Origin of the sequence: Mesorhizobium sp. M0800 (genome assembly GCF_040320095.1) — a bacterium.
Classification (GTDB): domain Bacteria; phylum Pseudomonadota; class Alphaproteobacteria; order Rhizobiales; family Rhizobiaceae; genus Mesorhizobium.
Window position 1 is genome coordinate 69,686 of the sequence record NZ_JAMYOZ010000021.1, and the last position, 14,258, is coordinate 83,943.

The window sequence follows — 14,258 nt, forward strand, 5'->3', positions numbered from 1 at the left end:
TCTGGTTTTGACGTTTTTAGCTCCTGCAATGGGAGTTCCGGAATTCGCCGGTAAAGACGCGGTAAATCGAAGAAGGGACACCCATGTCGGAAGCCGGCAAACGCAATCCTGCATGTGCAATCGATCGGATCGGCCTAAGAACCACGGGCGTGGTGCGCTATAATTTCGGCGCGGCCGCGCTCTACGAGGAGGCAATCCGCCGTGGCGAGGCCCGACTCACCGCGCATGGCGCGCTTGCCGCCGAAACCGGGCAGCACACCGGTCGCTCGCCCAGGGACAAATTCGTGGTGCGCGACGAAAGCACCGCACGGCGCGTGTGGTGGGACAACAACAAAGCGATTTCGCCGATCCAGTTCGATACGCTGCTTGCCGATTTTCGCGCCCACGCGGCTGGAAAGGACCTTTATGTGCAGGACCTGGTCGGCGGCGCCGACGAGGAGCTGAAGCTGCCGACCAGGGTGATCACGGAGCTTGCCTGGCACTCCTTGTTCATCCGCAATCTGCTCATCCGACCGGCCGCCGCCGAACTCGAGCATTTCATGCCCGATTTGACGATCATCGACCTGCCGTCGTTCCGCGCCGATCCCGCCCGCCACGGCACGCGCGGCGAAACGGTGATTGCCGTCGATCTTTCGCACATGATCGTGTTGATCGGCGGTACCTCGTATGCCGGCGAGATGAAGAAGTCGGTGTTCACCGTGCTCAACTACCTGCTGCCGGCAAAAGGTGTGATGCCGATGCACTGCTCGGCCAATGAAGGGCCCGTCGGCGACGCGGCCGTTTTCTTCGGCCTTTCCGGGACCGGCAAGACGACGTTGTCGGCCGACCCGTCGCGCACGCTGGTCGGCGACGACGAGCATGGCTGGGGACCGCACGGCATCTTCAATTTCGAGGGCGGCTGCTATGCCAAGACGATCAAGCTTTCGGCCGAAGCCGAGCCGGAGATCTTCGCCACCACCCAGCGCTTCGGCACGGTGCTGGAGAATGTCGCGCTCGACGCAGGCCGCGTGCCGGATTTCGACGACGGCGGGCTGACCGAAAACACACGCTGCGCCTACCCGCTCCACTTCATCCCCAACGCCAGCAAGACGGCGCGCGCCAGCCACCCGAAGAACATCATCATGCTGACCGCCGACGCATTCGGTGTGATGCCGCCGATCGCGCGGCTGACCCCGGCGCAGGCCATGTACCATTTCCTCTCCGGCTACACCGCCAAGGTGGCGGGGACCGAGAAGGGCGTTACGGAACCCGAAGCGACATTTTCGACATGCTTCGGCGCACCGTTCATGCCGCGGCATCCGTCGGAATACGGCAATCTGCTGCGCGAGCTCATCGCCCGCCACGGCGTCGATTGCTGGCTGGTCAACACCGGCTGGACCGGCGGCGCCTACGGCACCGGCAAGCGAATGCCGATCAAAGCAACGCGGGCGCTGCTTGCGGCGGCGCTCGACGGCTCGCTGAAAGCGGCCGACTTCCGCACCGACGCCAATTTCGGTTTCGACGTCCCGGTGACGGTTGCCGGCGTCGACCGCGCCATTCTCGACCCTAGATCGACCTGGATCGACAAGCCCGCCTACGACCGGCAGGCGGCAAGGCTCGTCGGCATGTTCGTCGACAATTTCGAAAAGTTCGAAGCCCATGTCGACGCCACCGTGCTCGGCGCCGCACCGCGCATGCAGGTAGCGGCTGAATAGCCGTCGCCCCTGGTGATGCTTCAAGGCCCGGCTTCGATCGGGCCTTTTCTTTTTTCGCCTGCCGCGCCATGAGTGCGGCATGAACGCCGACGACAAGATCATCATTACCGACGATGCGGTGATTAATCCGGGCGACCTGCACGAGGACTTCATCCGTTCGTCCGGCCCGGGCGGCCAGAACGTCAACAAGGTGGCGACGGCAGTGCAATTGCGCTTCGATGCCGCCAATGCGGCTGGCCTGTCGGAGCGGGTGCGCGAACGGACCATCAAGCTTGCCGGCCAGCGCGCCACCAAGGACGGCGTCATCGTCATTGAAGCCGGACGCTTCCGCACCCAGGAGCAGAACCGGGCGGACGCCCGGGCGCGGCTGACGGCACTGGTCGCCAAGGCCGCCGAACCACCACCACCGCCGCGCAAGAAGACCAGGCCGTCCAAAGGCGCGGTCGAAAGACGGCTCAAGAGCAAGGCCGGGCGCGGCTCGATCAAGAAACTGCGCGGCCGGGTCGGGGATGAGTGACAGCCGAAGCGGCTTCGGATCTCAGATCGCCGGTTAAAGCGCGCAGCCACCGTCGGAGGCGGCTTTCGGGTCGCCGTTTTCATTTGACGGTGGCATTCTGATTTGTCCAGACCAACGGATTAAGCGACGCGATGCTCGTACTGCCCAAAGGCGTCCGCCATATGCCCGGCTACCTGTCGCGCGCCATGCAGGAAGTGCTGGTGGAAGATATCAGGCAGGTCGTGCAGAAGGCGCCGCTGTTCGTGCCGGCGATGCCGCGTACCGGCAAGGAGATGAGCGTGCGCATGACCAATTGCGGTCCGCTGGGCTGGGTCACCGACAAGGAGCACGGCTATCGCTACCAGCCGACCCACCCGGTGACCGGAAGGCCTTGGCCGCCGATCCCGGAGATGCTGCTCGAACTGTGGCGGGATGTATCTGCCTATGCGCACCCGCCGGAAGCCTGCCTGGTCAATTTCTATTCGCAGGATGCCAAGATGGGTCTTCACCAGGACCGCGACGAGAGCGATTTCTCCGCGCCTGTCGTCTCGGTGTCGCTCGGCGACGATTGCCTGTTCCGGGTCGGCCAGACGACGCGCGACGGCGCCACCAAATCGTTCAGGCTGAGGAGCGGCGACGTCGTCGTGCTTGGCGGCGAAGGGCGGCTCTGCTTTCACGGCGTCGACCGTATCTACCCGTCGACCTCGGCATTGCTCAGGAGTGGCGGCCGCATCAATCTGACGCTGCGACGGGTGACGATGCCGAAATAGGCTGTTCGGGTGGCCGGGGGCCCGGGCGGACATAATCGTCGCGCAGATAGATGCGCTCGGTCTCGTCCTCGATAAGAATGCGGTAGTGCGCCAGGATGGCGTCAAAGCCAAAATGCCCCATCAGTTGGCTTGTCCACATCGTGTTGTTTTTCTTGAAGACGACGATATCCGGGCGCAGACGCACGAACTCTTCGCGTTTGCTTTCGACGTAGCGCGCCATGATGGCTTGGTAACGCATGGCTTCGGCGGTGTCACCCGAGAGAGCTGCCTGCCGGGACAGGGAAAGTGCGAACGCTCCAAGCCAATCGCTGACGTGGGTCGAAACGAACTGCCCATCGATCATACGGTTCAACGGATGTCCCGAGGAAATATCCGAACTGACCAACGCTACGGTCGGCCGATCGGTGGCGGCGCGAATTGCGGCAACCAGCGCCGGCCCTGGTTTCTGGGTGCTCCAGTACGGCAAGAAAGCGATTGCCACCGCCGCCAATGCCCAAGCTCGCGAAGGAGCCGTCACGAACGTCAACAGCTTCGACGGCTGCTGCACGATCCTGGGCAGTGCCAACAGGCAGAAAATGGCTGCCACAGCGCAAAGGATCGCGGGATAAGCATGATAAGACCAGCCTTTGGCTTGGTAGAACAGGGGAAACATGCCAGCGATCGATGCCGCCAACGCTACCGCCGCCAGTTCTGGAAACCGTCTGGCAGGCCACAGCCACCAGATCAGGAAGACAAGGAAACACCACGAGAAACCGTAGCCGATCACAATCGGCCAAAAGATGCCGATCTTTGCATAAACGTCCGCCAAGAGGGGATAGATGTCGCGCACGAATTCCGGATGGATCAGCGTGACGGTGCCAAGATAGACAACGCAGATGCCGCCAATGACCCAGTGTTCCAGGGCGAAGATCGATTTCAGACTGCGCCGGCGCACTGCAACGACCAGCGCCGGCGCCAACACCATGATCGCATAGTAGGGCTTGACCAGCAGCAGAATGCTGCCCGACAGGCCGGCGAGTACGGCGAGCCCAGGGTCTGGTTGGGCAGCTGCATCTCTGCGCGCGCGCCAGGCATGAAGCGCAAGCAGCGGCATGAAAAGTGCCATGCCGATATGCTCCCGCTCGCTGAAGGCATTTCCGGGGAAGACCACCAACATTGCGCAAAACGCTGGCCCCAGTGCAAACAATGATGCAGTTTCGGTGAAACCCGCACGCTTGACGATCACGCCCGAGAGCGAGAGTCCGATAAGCACGGCAAGGTATGTCCAGGCCTCAACCAGGATTTCCGGGGCGGTGCCCAGCAATCTGGCCGCAGCCACTGGCGGCAGATAGAGCCAGATGCTGAATGGGGGATTGGTCTCGTAGATTTGCGAGTAAAGCCGCTCACCGGACAGCATGCGCTCGCAGACCGTGATCAGCCAGCTAGTGTCGGGAACAGTCCCCCAACGTCGCTGCCAGAAGATCGAGAAGACGGTGACTGCGGCAATGGCCAGGACATTGCGGCTAGGAAGCAGCGACGCCGCAATGTCCCGGTCGCGCCAGCGGCTCAAGCCGCCAATGTCGTTCGAGACGCTCATGCTGTTGCACCGAGGCTCTCGAGATCGAGCCATATGTCGTCCGGCGGAGCGATTGGATCCAGCCGTGTCATGGGTTTCCGGGGGCTCCTGCTCAATCGGTTTGGAGCGGCGCAGGCGCCGTGTAACGCAGATAGACAGTGATTTCCGGCTCGGCGTGCAGCAGACGATAGTCGGCCAAGGCGACCTGGATCCGCTTGTCCTGCAGCATCAGGGCAGTCCACGCGGGCGAGCCTGACAGCACGATATCGGGCTTCTTCGCTGATATCTCGGCGGCGTTTTCGCCGATCACCCGATCGCGGATGCTTTCAAGTTCCGGTCTCCGTTCGAGATCGCCGGTGATGCGGGCGAGCGTGTCCGCGTTGGAGACCGCCCAGGCGCTCGGATGGCGTGATATGAACCTGCCGCCGACCAGCCTGGCGAGGGGATGGGCAACCTGCATCTGGTCGGCAATCGACATGATGGTCGGGGTTTCGACCGTTGCGCGGATCGCGGCGACAGACCGGGCGATCGGGCCGTTATCCGTCGTCAGCGCCGCGTACTGTGCCCTGACCGCTATTTGCAGCACCAACACGCAGCCGAAGATCAGGGCGGCCTTGCGAACGAAGCCTGCACTGCCGAATGTGCCGAACCGCACAAGCTGGATGCCAAATGCAAGTGTCGCAACAACGACCATCGGCAGCGCGTGATTGGGCCAACCCTTGCCCATGACGATGAAGGCCGGAATGAACCCCAGGGCGGTCAGGAGCGGAATCCTGACGTCCCAGTTCGTCTTTCTCAGGCCGCCGGCCGCGAGCACGGTGGCGGCGGCCAGAAGCAGCACCACTTTCGGCCAGTTTGCCAGCATATCGGCGGCAGAGGCCCTCAACGGAAGATAGACCTCCCTGACCAAGGGCAGGACGTCGCTGACGTAAGCGCGGTCGAAGAGCGCGATGGACGCGATATAGGCGGCCACGATCGCAGCACCCACCAGGTTCTCTGCGACGAAGAGCGGTCTCAGCGACCGCCTTTCAAGCGCAAGACAGAGCGACGGCAACATGAAGGCCAGCACAAAATAGGGCGGCTTGACCATGACCACGACCGCCGCGCCGAAGCCCGCGACTATGTGCTCCAGGCGCGAGCCCGCGCTGAAATCCAGGTTCCGCTGACGTGTGCATTGCAACGCCACCCAAGGCAGAATGGCAATCAATGCGAAGTGCTCGCGTTGGCCGAATAGATCCGGCATGAAACACAGGATCAAAAACAGGGCCGCCGCTGCCGCCCACAACGCATGGGGCTGCCGGTAGACCGGTTCATCGCGCGCGAGAATGCGGACGGAAACGGAAAGACTGGCCAGGCTCAGGCAAACGACGCCAAGCGTCAGCCAGAATTCCGCACGCATGCCAGTGAGCTTTTCCAGGAGCATGAACGGCATGTAGAGCCAGATCGAGAAAGGGGGGTTGGTCTCCACGATGTCGGTGTTGAGCCGCTCTCCGCCAAGCAGGCGGTCGCAGACGACCAGAAGCCATGACACGTCAACATTGGTCGGAATTGCAACGGTCGATAGCCAGACGGCGTATGTGACGACCAGACTGGCCAGCAGCAACGGAGCACCCGCTACGCCCACAAAGGGCGAGAAGCGGTTGGCGCCGGGCAGCAGTTCACTGAGGGATCGCGCGCTAGAGACCACGAAACACCCACCGCCCGAGGACGACATAGTTGATGACCGGCACGGCAATGCAGGTGAGCAGGATCGGGATTGCGGCAGGGACGCCGAGCATCTGGGTCAAAAGCCCCGGCAGGGCGATCGCGACGGCGAGGCCGGAAGCGGTGAGCAGGAGGAAGCGGGGCAATTCCATAGCGTGGCTGCCGCCCGAGGTGAACGTGAAATATTTATGCCCGGTGTAGGAGAACAGCGCGGCGACGGCGTAGGCCGCAAACGATGTGAGCGCCGCCGGCAGGGCCGCCGTTGCCTGTCCACGCGACAGCAGAAAAGCGCAACCGGCGTAGATCAGCGTCGACGCGATGCCAATCAGCGCAAAGCGCGATAGTCGACGATACGAGCCGGTGCCCATGACGCGGTCAAGCTGCCAATTTCTCGTCGAGGCGAGCGGTTTCGACGGCGCTGTCCTTGCGGAATACCGCCAGCAGCGAAACCCCGAAGGGCAAGCTTGCATTTGGTATGATGCGGCCTTCCGCCGAAAACACTGCCTTCATCGCCGCATTCAGTGGTTTTGGCGGCGTGGCATGGCCGGCTGGCAAGGCCGACTTGCGCAACCTGTCCACCAGTCGTGCCAGCGCCGCTACCGGGAAGAGCGCGGCATTTGTGTAGCTCAGCCGGTCGATCGCGAAACCAGCCCTTTCGATTCGTTCACGCAGCAGATTGCGTGAATAGCGCCGCATATGATGCAGCCCCACATCATGCGTGCTCCACAACCATTGGTGTGCGGGCACAGTGAGGACGACGCTGCCGCCCGGTTTCAGCACTTGGCGGATCGCGGCAAGCGACGCCTCGTCTTCGGCGACATGCTCCAGCACGTCGAACAGGCAGACGAGGTCGCAGCTTTGCGGCGCGACAGGAATGTTGTCCGGCAGATGTCCGGCGAGGAAGTCGCGGCCGGTCTTTTCCCAGGCAATCCTGCGCGCGAGATCGCTCATCTCGACTGCCGTCACTGCGCCGAACTGCTCCAGCATCCGGATGTTGCCGCCGGTGCCGGCGCCGATCTCGACGATGCGCGCGTTTTCAGGCAGGCCGATGCTGCGAATGACCGCCTCGGCGATGGCGCGACGCCCGCAGAACCACCAATGCTCGTCTTCGGTGGCGGCCATCTGTCGGTAGGCGTCGATCTCCATCAGCTCATTCCCTCATATTTGCGGCGCACGATGTAGATCGGACGCTGCTTGATCTCGGCGTAGACCCTGCCGAGGTATTGTCCGATAATGCCGATGCCGAGTAACTGGATGCCGCCAAGGAAAAGAACACTGACCAGCAGGGAGGCGTAGCCGGGCACATCAACGCCAAAGATCATTGTCTTGGCGACGATCAGCAGGCCGTAGAGGAACGACAGCGCGGAAATCGTCGCGCCGACATAGGTCCAGATTTCAAGCGGAGCGGTGGAGAAGCTGGTGATGCCTTCGAGCGCGAAGTTCCACAGCTTCCAGCCGGAGAATTTCGACTGGCCGGCGATGCGCTGATCGCGGACATATTCGACGCTTGCGGTGCGGAACCCGACCCAGGCGAACAGGCCCTTCATGAAACGACGGCGTTCGGGCAAAGACCGCAGCGCCTGGATGACCTGGCGGTCGATCAAACGGAAGTCGCCGACATCGTGCGGGATCTTCTGCTGCGCGATCCAGTTGTGAACGCGGTAGAACATCGAGGCGGAGCGCTGCTTGAGAAAGCTGTCGCTCGACCGATTGGCTCGCTTGGCCAGAACAACCTCAAAACCCTCGCGCCACTTTTCCACAAGCAGCGGAATGACATGCGGCGGATCCTGCATATCGACATCCATCGGGATCGCTGCATCGGCATCGCAGCTGTCGAGCCCCGCGGTCATCGCGGCTTCCTTGCCGAAATTGCGTGAAAGGTCGATTACGTGGATGCGTGGATCGATTTGTTGGGCTTCGATCAGCTTTTCGAGCGTCGTATCGCTGCTGCCGTCGTTGACGAAGATGAACTCGAGGGCAACGCCTTTGTCCTTCAGCGGCGCGGTGCTTTCGCATACCGCCTTCAGGAATGGAGCAATTGCGCCTTCCTCATTGTGGACAGGCACGATCAGGGCAATCGTTGCGCCGCCGCTGCCCGGACGTGCGATGCGGTCAGCTGCCGGCCGATCGATGTTTAGGAATGGCGCATTCATTTGTTTGCCGAGCCCGCAGATCAGGCCCGACAATAGAAAGACTGGGTTAAGATGACTTTAAGGAATGTCCCGGGATTTCACAGTTTCCTGAGCGCCACTTCCTCGACCAGATGGTTGGCGCCCTTGCGCAGGATGAGATCGGCTCGGGCGCGGGTCGGCAATATATTCTCGCGCAGATTCTTCAGGTTGATGTTGGTCCACAGGCCCTCGGCGATGGCGCGGGCCGCATCCTCGGAAAGTTGCGAATAGCGGTGGAAGAAGGAGGCCGGGTCGCGGAAGGCGGTTTCGCGCAACCGCATGAAGCGGGCGATATACCAGTGATGGATCAGCGCCTCCTCGGCATCGATGTAGATGGCAAAGTCGAAGAAATCCGACAGGAAAGGCACGATCTTGCCGTCCTTCGGCAGCTTGCCCGGCTGCAGGACATTAATGCCTTCGAAGATCAGGATGTCGGGCCGGTCGATGGTCTGGAACTCGCCCGGAATGACGTCATAGGTCAGGTGCGAATAGACCGGCGCGCGGACGTTGCGCTGCGCCGATTTGATGCCGGACAGGAAGCGCAGCAGCGCGCCGACGTCGTAGCTGTCCGGAAAGCCCTTGCGCTCCATCAGATTGTTGCGGCGCAGGACTTCGTTCGGCAGCAGGAAACCATCGGTGGTGACCAGGTCGACCTTGGGACTCGACGGCCAGCGCGCCAGCAGCTCCTTTAGCACGCGCGCCGTGGTCGATTTGCCGACCGCCACGGAACCGGCAATGCCGATGATGAACGGTGTCTTGGCCGCGTCCAGCGCGTTGAAGAAGGCCTGGCGTTGCCTGAACAGGAGTTGACTGGCTTCGACATGAGCCGACAACAGCCGTGACATCGAAAGATAGATGCGCTCGACCTCGTGGAGATCGACCGGATCGTTCAGCGACCGCAGACGACGGACCTCGTCCTCGGTGAGCGTCATCGGCGTATCGGCGCGGAACCGCGACCATTGCTCGGCCGAGAAGAAACGATAGGGTGAATACTTCTCGGTAGGAGCGAGCTGGTCCATCGAGTTCCTCCGCAGCGATCAGCCCCGGTCCAGCCGAGACGCCTTTTCGGCGATGCCCGAACGACCGGTGCGGCGTTCAAGCTCGTTGAGCACATCGCTCAGCGGAATGTCCGCTATGCCGAGAACGACAAGCCAATGATAAATGAGATCGGCGCTTTCCGAAACAAGCGCGTCCCGGTCGTCGCTGACGGCTGCGATCACCGTTTCGACTGCCTCTTCGCCGAGTTTCTGCGCTGCCTTGCTCATGCCACGCTGAAAGAGCTTGGCCGTCCACGAATCCGGATCGCCGGAACGTGCGCGTTCGCCAATAATCTTCTCCAGATCGGAGAGCGAGAACTCGGTCATGACGGCGTTTACAGCCTCTTCTTAGCCGGAAAGGCTCTAGGACCGATTACCCGGCGAGTCCAGCCGCATCGGCAGTCCGGCCTGAGCCATGTGCAGCTTGGCTTCAGCGATGCTGTAGGTGCCGAAATGGAAGATCGACGCCGCCAGCACCGCGCCGGCATGGCCGTCGCGAATGCCTTCGACAAGGTGGTCGAGCGTGCCGACGCCACCGGAAGCGATGACCGGCACGCGTACGGCATCGGCGACCGCGCGGGTAAGGGCTATGTCGTAGCCGGCCTTGGTGCCGTCGCGGTCCATCGATGTTAGCAGGATCTCGCCGGCGCCGAGATCGACCACTCGCCGAGCGAACTCGACGGCGTCGATGCCGGTCTTCTCGCGGCCGCCATGGGTGAATATCTCCCAGCGATCAGCCTCGCTCGCAGCGGACACTTTCTTGGCATCGATGGCGACGACGATGCACTGGTTGCCGAATTTGTCGGCAGCCTCGGCGACAAAATTTGGGGTCTTCACCGCCGCCGTGTTGATCGACACCTTGTCGGCGCCGGCCAGTAGCAGCTTCCTGATGTCGGCGACCTGACGGACGCCACCGCCAACGGTCAGCGGCATGAAACATTGTTCGGCGGTGCGGGCGATGACATTGAAAATGGTCTCGCGGTTTTCCGACGAGGCGGTGATGTCGAGAAAGCAGAGCTCGTCGGCGCCGGCCGCGTCATAGGCTTTTGCCGCTTCGACGGGATCGCCGGCATCGACCAGGTCGACGAAATTGACGCCCTTGACGACACGGCCGTTCTTGACGTCGAGACAGGGGATGACGCGGGCTTTCAGCATCAGATCCTCTCGATCGCCGCAAGAAAGTCGACAAGCAGCTGGCCGACGACGGGCGGAACTTCGGACTGGGAATCAAAGGCCGGGTCGTAGGCCGAGAGCGTCACGCCGACGATTGGGATTGACCTGGCCAGTCCGCAGGCAAGCTGCCGTAGCTGTTCCGGACTCGGGCCGCCCGGGTGCGCGTAGCGGTTCACCTGCAACACATCCGGATCGAGGACATCCAGGTCGAGATGCAGATGCGCCCGCACAGTCCCTGTCGCCGTGAGCTTTCCGATCATATCGAGTGCACCGGCACATTCGGTGCGCACGATCGGCAAAGTTTCCAGCAGTCGCTTTTCGTCGGGATCGAGGTCGCGGGCATCGACCAGCATGCAGCGCGCCGGGTCTATCGGCCGGAACGCCGGAATTGCTGCCGCCATCGGATGCCAGCAGAGCCCGAGCGCCGCCGCCAGCGCCATGCCGTCGAGAAAGCCGTAGGAGGACGTCTCCGGCGTGTTGAGATCGCCATGCTGGTCGATCCAGATGATCGAATCCGCAACTTCACCGGCGACCGCACCGGCGGCGGTCAGGCAATTTCCAGCAAGGATAATGGGGAAGCGTCCTCCATCGCGGGCGAGGTTAACCCTGGTCGCGACGGCGTTGCAGACGGCGAAGCCGGTTGCAATTTCGCGCCCCTGCTCGTCTCCGACCTTGCCGATATCTTCGACGGCGACGTCATGGCCAGCCACGGTCAGGGCTTGGACCAGCCCACCGCCGATGATGGCGTCCGGCCCCTGGCCGCACCCTTCGTGATAGTGCCCGCTGTCGTAGGGAGCAACGATAATCGAGACCTTCACGTTTCACACCCCTGCCATCGGTTTGCCACGCAGGATCGCCAATGCCTCGGCCGGGTCGATGCGGCCGTCGTAGAGGGCGCGTCCGGAGATCGCGCCTTCGAGCTTGCGGGCATCGGGCATGGTCATGCGCACGATGTCGGCGATCGAGGCGAGCCCGCCCGAGGCGATAACCGGGATCGACACCGCGTCGGCGAGATCGATGGTGGCGTCCCAGTTGATGCCGGTCAGCACACCGTCGCGGTCGATATCGGTGTAGATGATGGCGGCGACGCCGGCACCCTCGAATTTCCTCGCCAGTTCAATGACGCCGAGGCTCGAGGCTTCAGCCCAGCCTTCGACCGCGACCTTGCCGCCCTTGGCGTCGATGCCGACGGCGATCTTGCCCGGGAATGCCTTGCAGGCCTGCCTGACCAGATCCGGATCGCGCACCGCCACGGTGCCAAGAATGACGCGGGCCAGCCCACGGTCGAGCCAGTCCTCGATCTGCGCCAAGGTGCGGATGCCGCCGCCGAGCTGCACCGGATTGCTCGTCGCCTTCAGGATGGCGCCGACCGCGGCGCTGTTGACGCTCTGGCCCTTGAAGGCGCCGTTGAGGTCGACGACGTGCAACCATTTGAAGCCCTGCTCTTCGAAGGCGCGCGCCTGAGCGGCGGGATCGTCATTGTAGATGGTGGCGGTCGCCATGTCGCCATGCCTGAGGCGCACGCATTTGCCGTCCTTGAGGTCTATCGCCGGAAACAGAAACACCTTCAGGCGCCTTCGACGATGACAAAGTGGCCGGTCGAGCCGGCGAGCCTGTACTTCAAGGCCTCCTGGTATTCAGGCGAGCCGTAGCATTCCAGCGCCTTTTCATAGGATTCGAATTCCACCAGCACGTGGCGATTGCCTGCCGGTCCTTCCGGGCTGGTGTACCGCCCGGCGCGCACCGGGAACTTCGCGCCGTATTTCGCGAAAGCCGCGGCATTGGCCTCGATGTACTGCTTGTAGATCTCGGGATCGTGGACATCGACCATTGCCATCCAATAGCCCTTCTTGCTCATGGTTCAGGGCCTCCAGCCTAGGAAATTGGTGATCAGCGCAAGGCCCAGCGCCTGGCTCTTCTCGGGGTGGAATTGCGTTCCGGCTAGGTTGTCGCGGGCGACAGCGGCCGTTACCGGGCCGCCATAGTCGGCAACCGCCAGCACCTCATCCTCCTTCCGTGCATCGAGATGGTAGGAGTGGACGAAATAGGCGTGCAGTCCCTTGCCACCCGTCGCAATGCCGGAAAACAGCGGATGCTTGCGCTTCAGGTCAATCGTGTTCCAGCCGATCTGCGGGATCTTCAGTGTCGGATCGGCCGGCGTGATCTCCTTGACGTCGCCGGCGACCCAGCCAAAGCCCTTTGTGACGGTCTTTTCCAGGCCTCGCTCCGACATCAGCTGCATGCCGACGCAGATGCCGAGGAACGGCCGAGCCTTGGCGATCGCCACCTCCTCGACCGCTTCCCACATGCCGGCGACCGCACGCAGTCCAGCGGCGCAATCGGCATAGGCACCGACGCCGGGCAGGACGATGCGGTCGGCGGTCCTGACCCGCTCGGCATCGGCGGTGAGTTCGATCGCGGCGGCAATGCCGGCTTCATGCGCGGCACGCTCGAAGGCCTTCGTGGCCGAGCGCAGATTGCCCGACCCGTAATCGATGATCGCCACCCTCATCTCAGGGCTTTCCCGGAATATGGTTCAGCCCCAGCGCCAGGCCCATCTGCGCCGACCGGGCATGTGCTGCGTCTGGGACGATGCGTTGCACCGTCGGTTGTTCATCCGACTGAGCATCGGCTTCCAATGCATAGCGGACGTCTGCGTCGTCGAGCCTGTCGGCCTCGACCACGCCCCATTCATGCCAGCCGCGACGGCGCAGGGCTGCGATCCGCAAGCCCTGCCCTTCCAGTCCGACAAAGAGCATGACAAGCAGGGATAAAAGCGAGCCGGCTGTTTCCAGGTCCAGCCTTTCGCCCAGCATCGAGAGCAGGCCCATGGCGACAAACGCCAATGCCGCCTCGACCCACAGCCGGTGCCAGGCCAGCCACAGCGGCGGCACTAAGAAGCCGAGCCAGGCAAAGCCGTCACGGATAAAGGTAGTGTCCACGCTTTCGCTGCGGCCTGGCGGCTCCATCACGACATAGATGGCCATGACGCTATCCTTTCAGGGATCCCTTGGTGGAGGGAACCGCGTCCGGCTGGCGCGGGTCGCGCTCAAGCGCCGAACGCAGCGCACGCGCCACGGCCTTGAAGCACGTCTCGGCGACGTGGTGGTTGTTGGCGCCGTAATGATTGGTGACATGCAGCGTGATGCCGGCATTCTGCGCCAGCGCGTGGAAGAATTCGCGCACCAGCTCGGTGTCGAACGTACCGATCTTCGGCGACGAGAATGAAACATTCCAGACCAGAAAAGGCCGGCCGGAGACATCGATTGCCGCCCGCGTCAGCGTCTCGTCCATGGCGAGATCGATCGAAGCATAGCGCATGATGCCGCGCCGCTCGCCCAATGCCTTGGCCAGCGCCTGCCCAAGCGCGATACCAGTATCCTCGACCGTGTGGTGGTCGTCTATGTGCAGGTCGCCCTTGGCCTTCACGGTCATGTCGATCAGCGAATGGCGCGACAACTGGTCCAGCATATGGTCGAAGAAGCCGACGCCCGTCGAAATGTCGGATTTGCCCGAGCCGTCGACCTGAACCGACACGGCGATGTCGGTTTCCCTGGTCTTGCGGCATATCTCGGCGGAACGGGGCGCCATGACCTCATCCTTGTCTCAGATTTTGCACGATTCAGGCGTTCACATGCCTGAAAACGAAAGCCTTCTA

General features: G+C 62.6%; 17 protein-coding genes. 3 read left to right on the forward strand and 14 right to left on the reverse strand.

Annotated elements, in window-relative coordinates:
- Positions 1-83 precede the first annotated feature (83 nt).
- From NKI18_RS22415 to NKI18_RS22425, 3 genes are all read left to right on the forward strand, one after another.
- Positions 84-1,694 (forward strand): phosphoenolpyruvate carboxykinase, encoded by a 1,611-nt coding sequence (locus NKI18_RS22415; RefSeq protein ID WP_352619363.1) that lies wholly within the window; start codon positions 84-86, stop codon positions 1,692-1,694.
- Positions 1,695-1,773: 79 nt separating this feature from the next.
- Positions 1,774-2,211 (forward strand): alternative ribosome rescue aminoacyl-tRNA hydrolase ArfB, encoded by a 438-nt coding sequence (gene arfB / locus NKI18_RS22420; protein ID WP_023677545.1) that lies wholly within the window; start codon positions 1,774-1,776, stop codon positions 2,209-2,211.
- Positions 2,212-2,342: 131 nt separating this feature from the next.
- On the forward strand, positions 2,343-2,960 hold the full coding sequence (locus NKI18_RS22425; protein WP_023677544.1) for an alpha-ketoglutarate-dependent dioxygenase AlkB family protein: 618 nt from the start codon (positions 2,343-2,345) through the stop codon (positions 2,958-2,960).
- Here the strand turns inward: NKI18_RS22425 and NKI18_RS22430 are convergent.
- From NKI18_RS22430 to hisB, 14 genes are all read right to left on the reverse strand, one after another.
- Positions 2,923-4,509 (reverse strand): hypothetical protein, encoded by a 1,587-nt coding sequence (locus NKI18_RS22430; protein ID WP_352619362.1) that lies wholly within the window; start codon positions 4,507-4,509, stop codon positions 2,923-2,925. The two genes, NKI18_RS22425 and NKI18_RS22430, sit on opposite strands and share 38 nt — an antisense overlap.
- 118 nt (positions 4,510-4,627) lie before the next feature.
- Positions 4,628-6,118, reverse strand: coding sequence for a hypothetical protein (locus NKI18_RS22435; RefSeq protein ID WP_352619361.1), 1,491 nt, complete (start codon positions 6,116-6,118; stop codon positions 4,628-4,630).
- 73 nt (positions 6,119-6,191) lie between these two features.
- Positions 6,192-6,587, reverse strand: a complete 396-nt coding sequence (locus tag NKI18_RS22440; protein ID WP_352619360.1) for a GtrA family protein — start codon at positions 6,585-6,587, stop codon at positions 6,192-6,194.
- A 7-nt stretch (positions 6,588-6,594) separates the two neighbouring features.
- Complete coding sequence (locus NKI18_RS22445) at positions 6,595-7,365, reverse strand: class I SAM-dependent methyltransferase (RefSeq protein ID WP_352576335.1); 771 nt, start codon at positions 7,363-7,365, stop codon at positions 6,595-6,597.
- Positions 7,365-8,372 (reverse strand): glycosyltransferase family 2 protein, encoded by a 1,008-nt coding sequence (locus tag NKI18_RS22450; protein ID WP_352619359.1) that lies wholly within the window; start codon positions 8,370-8,372, stop codon positions 7,365-7,367. Before NKI18_RS22450 ends, NKI18_RS22445 begins: the two co-directional genes overlap by 1 nt.
- A gap of 77 nt (positions 8,373-8,449) precedes the next feature.
- Positions 8,450-9,409, reverse strand: a complete 960-nt coding sequence (coaA, locus tag NKI18_RS22455; protein WP_352451662.1) for a type I pantothenate kinase — start codon at positions 9,407-9,409, stop codon at positions 8,450-8,452.
- Positions 9,410-9,427: 18 nt separating this feature from the next.
- Positions 9,428-9,754 (reverse strand): phosphoribosyl-ATP diphosphatase, encoded by a 327-nt coding sequence (locus tag NKI18_RS22460; RefSeq protein ID WP_352619357.1) that lies wholly within the window; start codon positions 9,752-9,754, stop codon positions 9,428-9,430.
- Positions 9,755-9,790: 36 nt separating this feature from the next.
- Positions 9,791-10,585, reverse strand: a complete 795-nt coding sequence (gene hisF, locus NKI18_RS22465; RefSeq protein WP_352619403.1) for an imidazole glycerol phosphate synthase subunit HisF — start codon at positions 10,583-10,585, stop codon at positions 9,791-9,793.
- Entirely contained in the window at positions 10,582-11,418 is an 837-nt protein-coding gene (locus tag NKI18_RS22470; protein ID WP_352619356.1) for an arginase family protein, read from the reverse strand. The genes hisF and NKI18_RS22470 overlap by 4 nt, the downstream gene beginning before the upstream one ends.
- A 3-nt stretch (positions 11,419-11,421) precedes the next feature.
- The gene (gene hisA / locus NKI18_RS22475) at positions 11,422-12,165 is read right to left on the reverse strand and encodes a 1-(5-phosphoribosyl)-5-[(5-phosphoribosylamino)methylideneamino]imidazole-4-carboxamide isomerase (RefSeq protein ID WP_352619355.1); all 744 of its coding nucleotides are present in this window, start codon (positions 12,163-12,165) and stop codon (positions 11,422-11,424) included.
- 2 nt (positions 12,166-12,167) lie between these two features.
- On the reverse strand, positions 12,168-12,458 hold the full coding sequence (locus NKI18_RS22480) for a DUF1330 domain-containing protein (RefSeq protein ID WP_023677534.1): 291 nt from the start codon (positions 12,456-12,458) through the stop codon (positions 12,168-12,170).
- A gap of 3 nt (positions 12,459-12,461) precedes the next feature.
- The gene (hisH, locus tag NKI18_RS22485; protein ID WP_023677533.1) at positions 12,462-13,112 is read right to left on the reverse strand and encodes an imidazole glycerol phosphate synthase subunit HisH; all 651 of its coding nucleotides are present in this window, start codon (positions 13,110-13,112) and stop codon (positions 12,462-12,464) included.
- A 1-nt stretch (position 13,113) separates the two neighbouring features.
- Positions 13,114-13,587 (reverse strand): DUF2628 domain-containing protein, encoded by a 474-nt coding sequence (locus NKI18_RS22490; protein WP_023677532.1) that lies wholly within the window; start codon positions 13,585-13,587, stop codon positions 13,114-13,116.
- Positions 13,588-13,591: 4 nt separating this feature from the next.
- Complete coding sequence (hisB, locus tag NKI18_RS22495) at positions 13,592-14,191, reverse strand: imidazoleglycerol-phosphate dehydratase HisB (protein WP_352619354.1); 600 nt, start codon at positions 14,189-14,191, stop codon at positions 13,592-13,594.
- Between the last annotated feature and the right edge of the window lie 67 nt (positions 14,192-14,258).

Excerpts from the sequence above, each read along its gene's own strand:
- NKI18_RS22445 (WP_352576335.1), bottom strand. The coding sequence starts at position 7,365 with ATGGAGATCGACGCCTACCGACAGATGGCCGCCACCGAAGACGAGCAT.
- NKI18_RS22440 (WP_352619360.1), bottom strand. The coding sequence starts at position 6,587 with ATGGGCACCGGCTCGTATCGTCGACTATCGCGCTTTGCGCTGATTGGC.
- NKI18_RS22490 (WP_023677532.1), bottom strand. The coding sequence starts at position 13,587 with ATGGCCATCTATGTCGTGATGGAGCCGCCAGGCCGCAGCGAAAGCGTG.
- NKI18_RS22425 (WP_023677544.1), top strand. The coding sequence starts at position 2,343 with ATGCTCGTACTGCCCAAAGGCGTCCGCCATATGCCCGGCTACCTGTCG.
- hisH (WP_023677533.1), bottom strand. The coding sequence starts at position 13,112 with ATGAGGGTGGCGATCATCGATTACGGGTCGGGCAATCTGCGCTCGGCC.
- NKI18_RS22415 (WP_352619363.1), top strand. The coding sequence starts at position 84 with ATGTCGGAAGCCGGCAAACGCAATCCTGCATGTGCAATCGATCGGATC.
- hisB (WP_352619354.1), bottom strand. The coding sequence starts at position 14,191 with ATGGCGCCCCGTTCCGCCGAGATATGCCGCAAGACCAGGGAAACCGAC.
- NKI18_RS22460 (WP_352619357.1), bottom strand. The coding sequence starts at position 9,754 with ATGACCGAGTTCTCGCTCTCCGATCTGGAGAAGATTATTGGCGAACGC.
- coaA (WP_352451662.1), bottom strand. The coding sequence starts at position 9,409 with ATGGACCAGCTCGCTCCTACCGAGAAGTATTCACCCTATCGTTTCTTC.
- NKI18_RS22450 (WP_352619359.1), bottom strand. The coding sequence starts at position 8,372 with ATGAATGCGCCATTCCTAAACATCGATCGGCCGGCAGCTGACCGCATC.
- arfB (WP_023677545.1), top strand. The coding sequence starts at position 1,774 with ATGAACGCCGACGACAAGATCATCATTACCGACGATGCGGTGATTAAT.
- NKI18_RS22480 (WP_023677534.1), bottom strand. The coding sequence starts at position 12,458 with ATGAGCAAGAAGGGCTATTGGATGGCAATGGTCGATGTCCACGATCCC.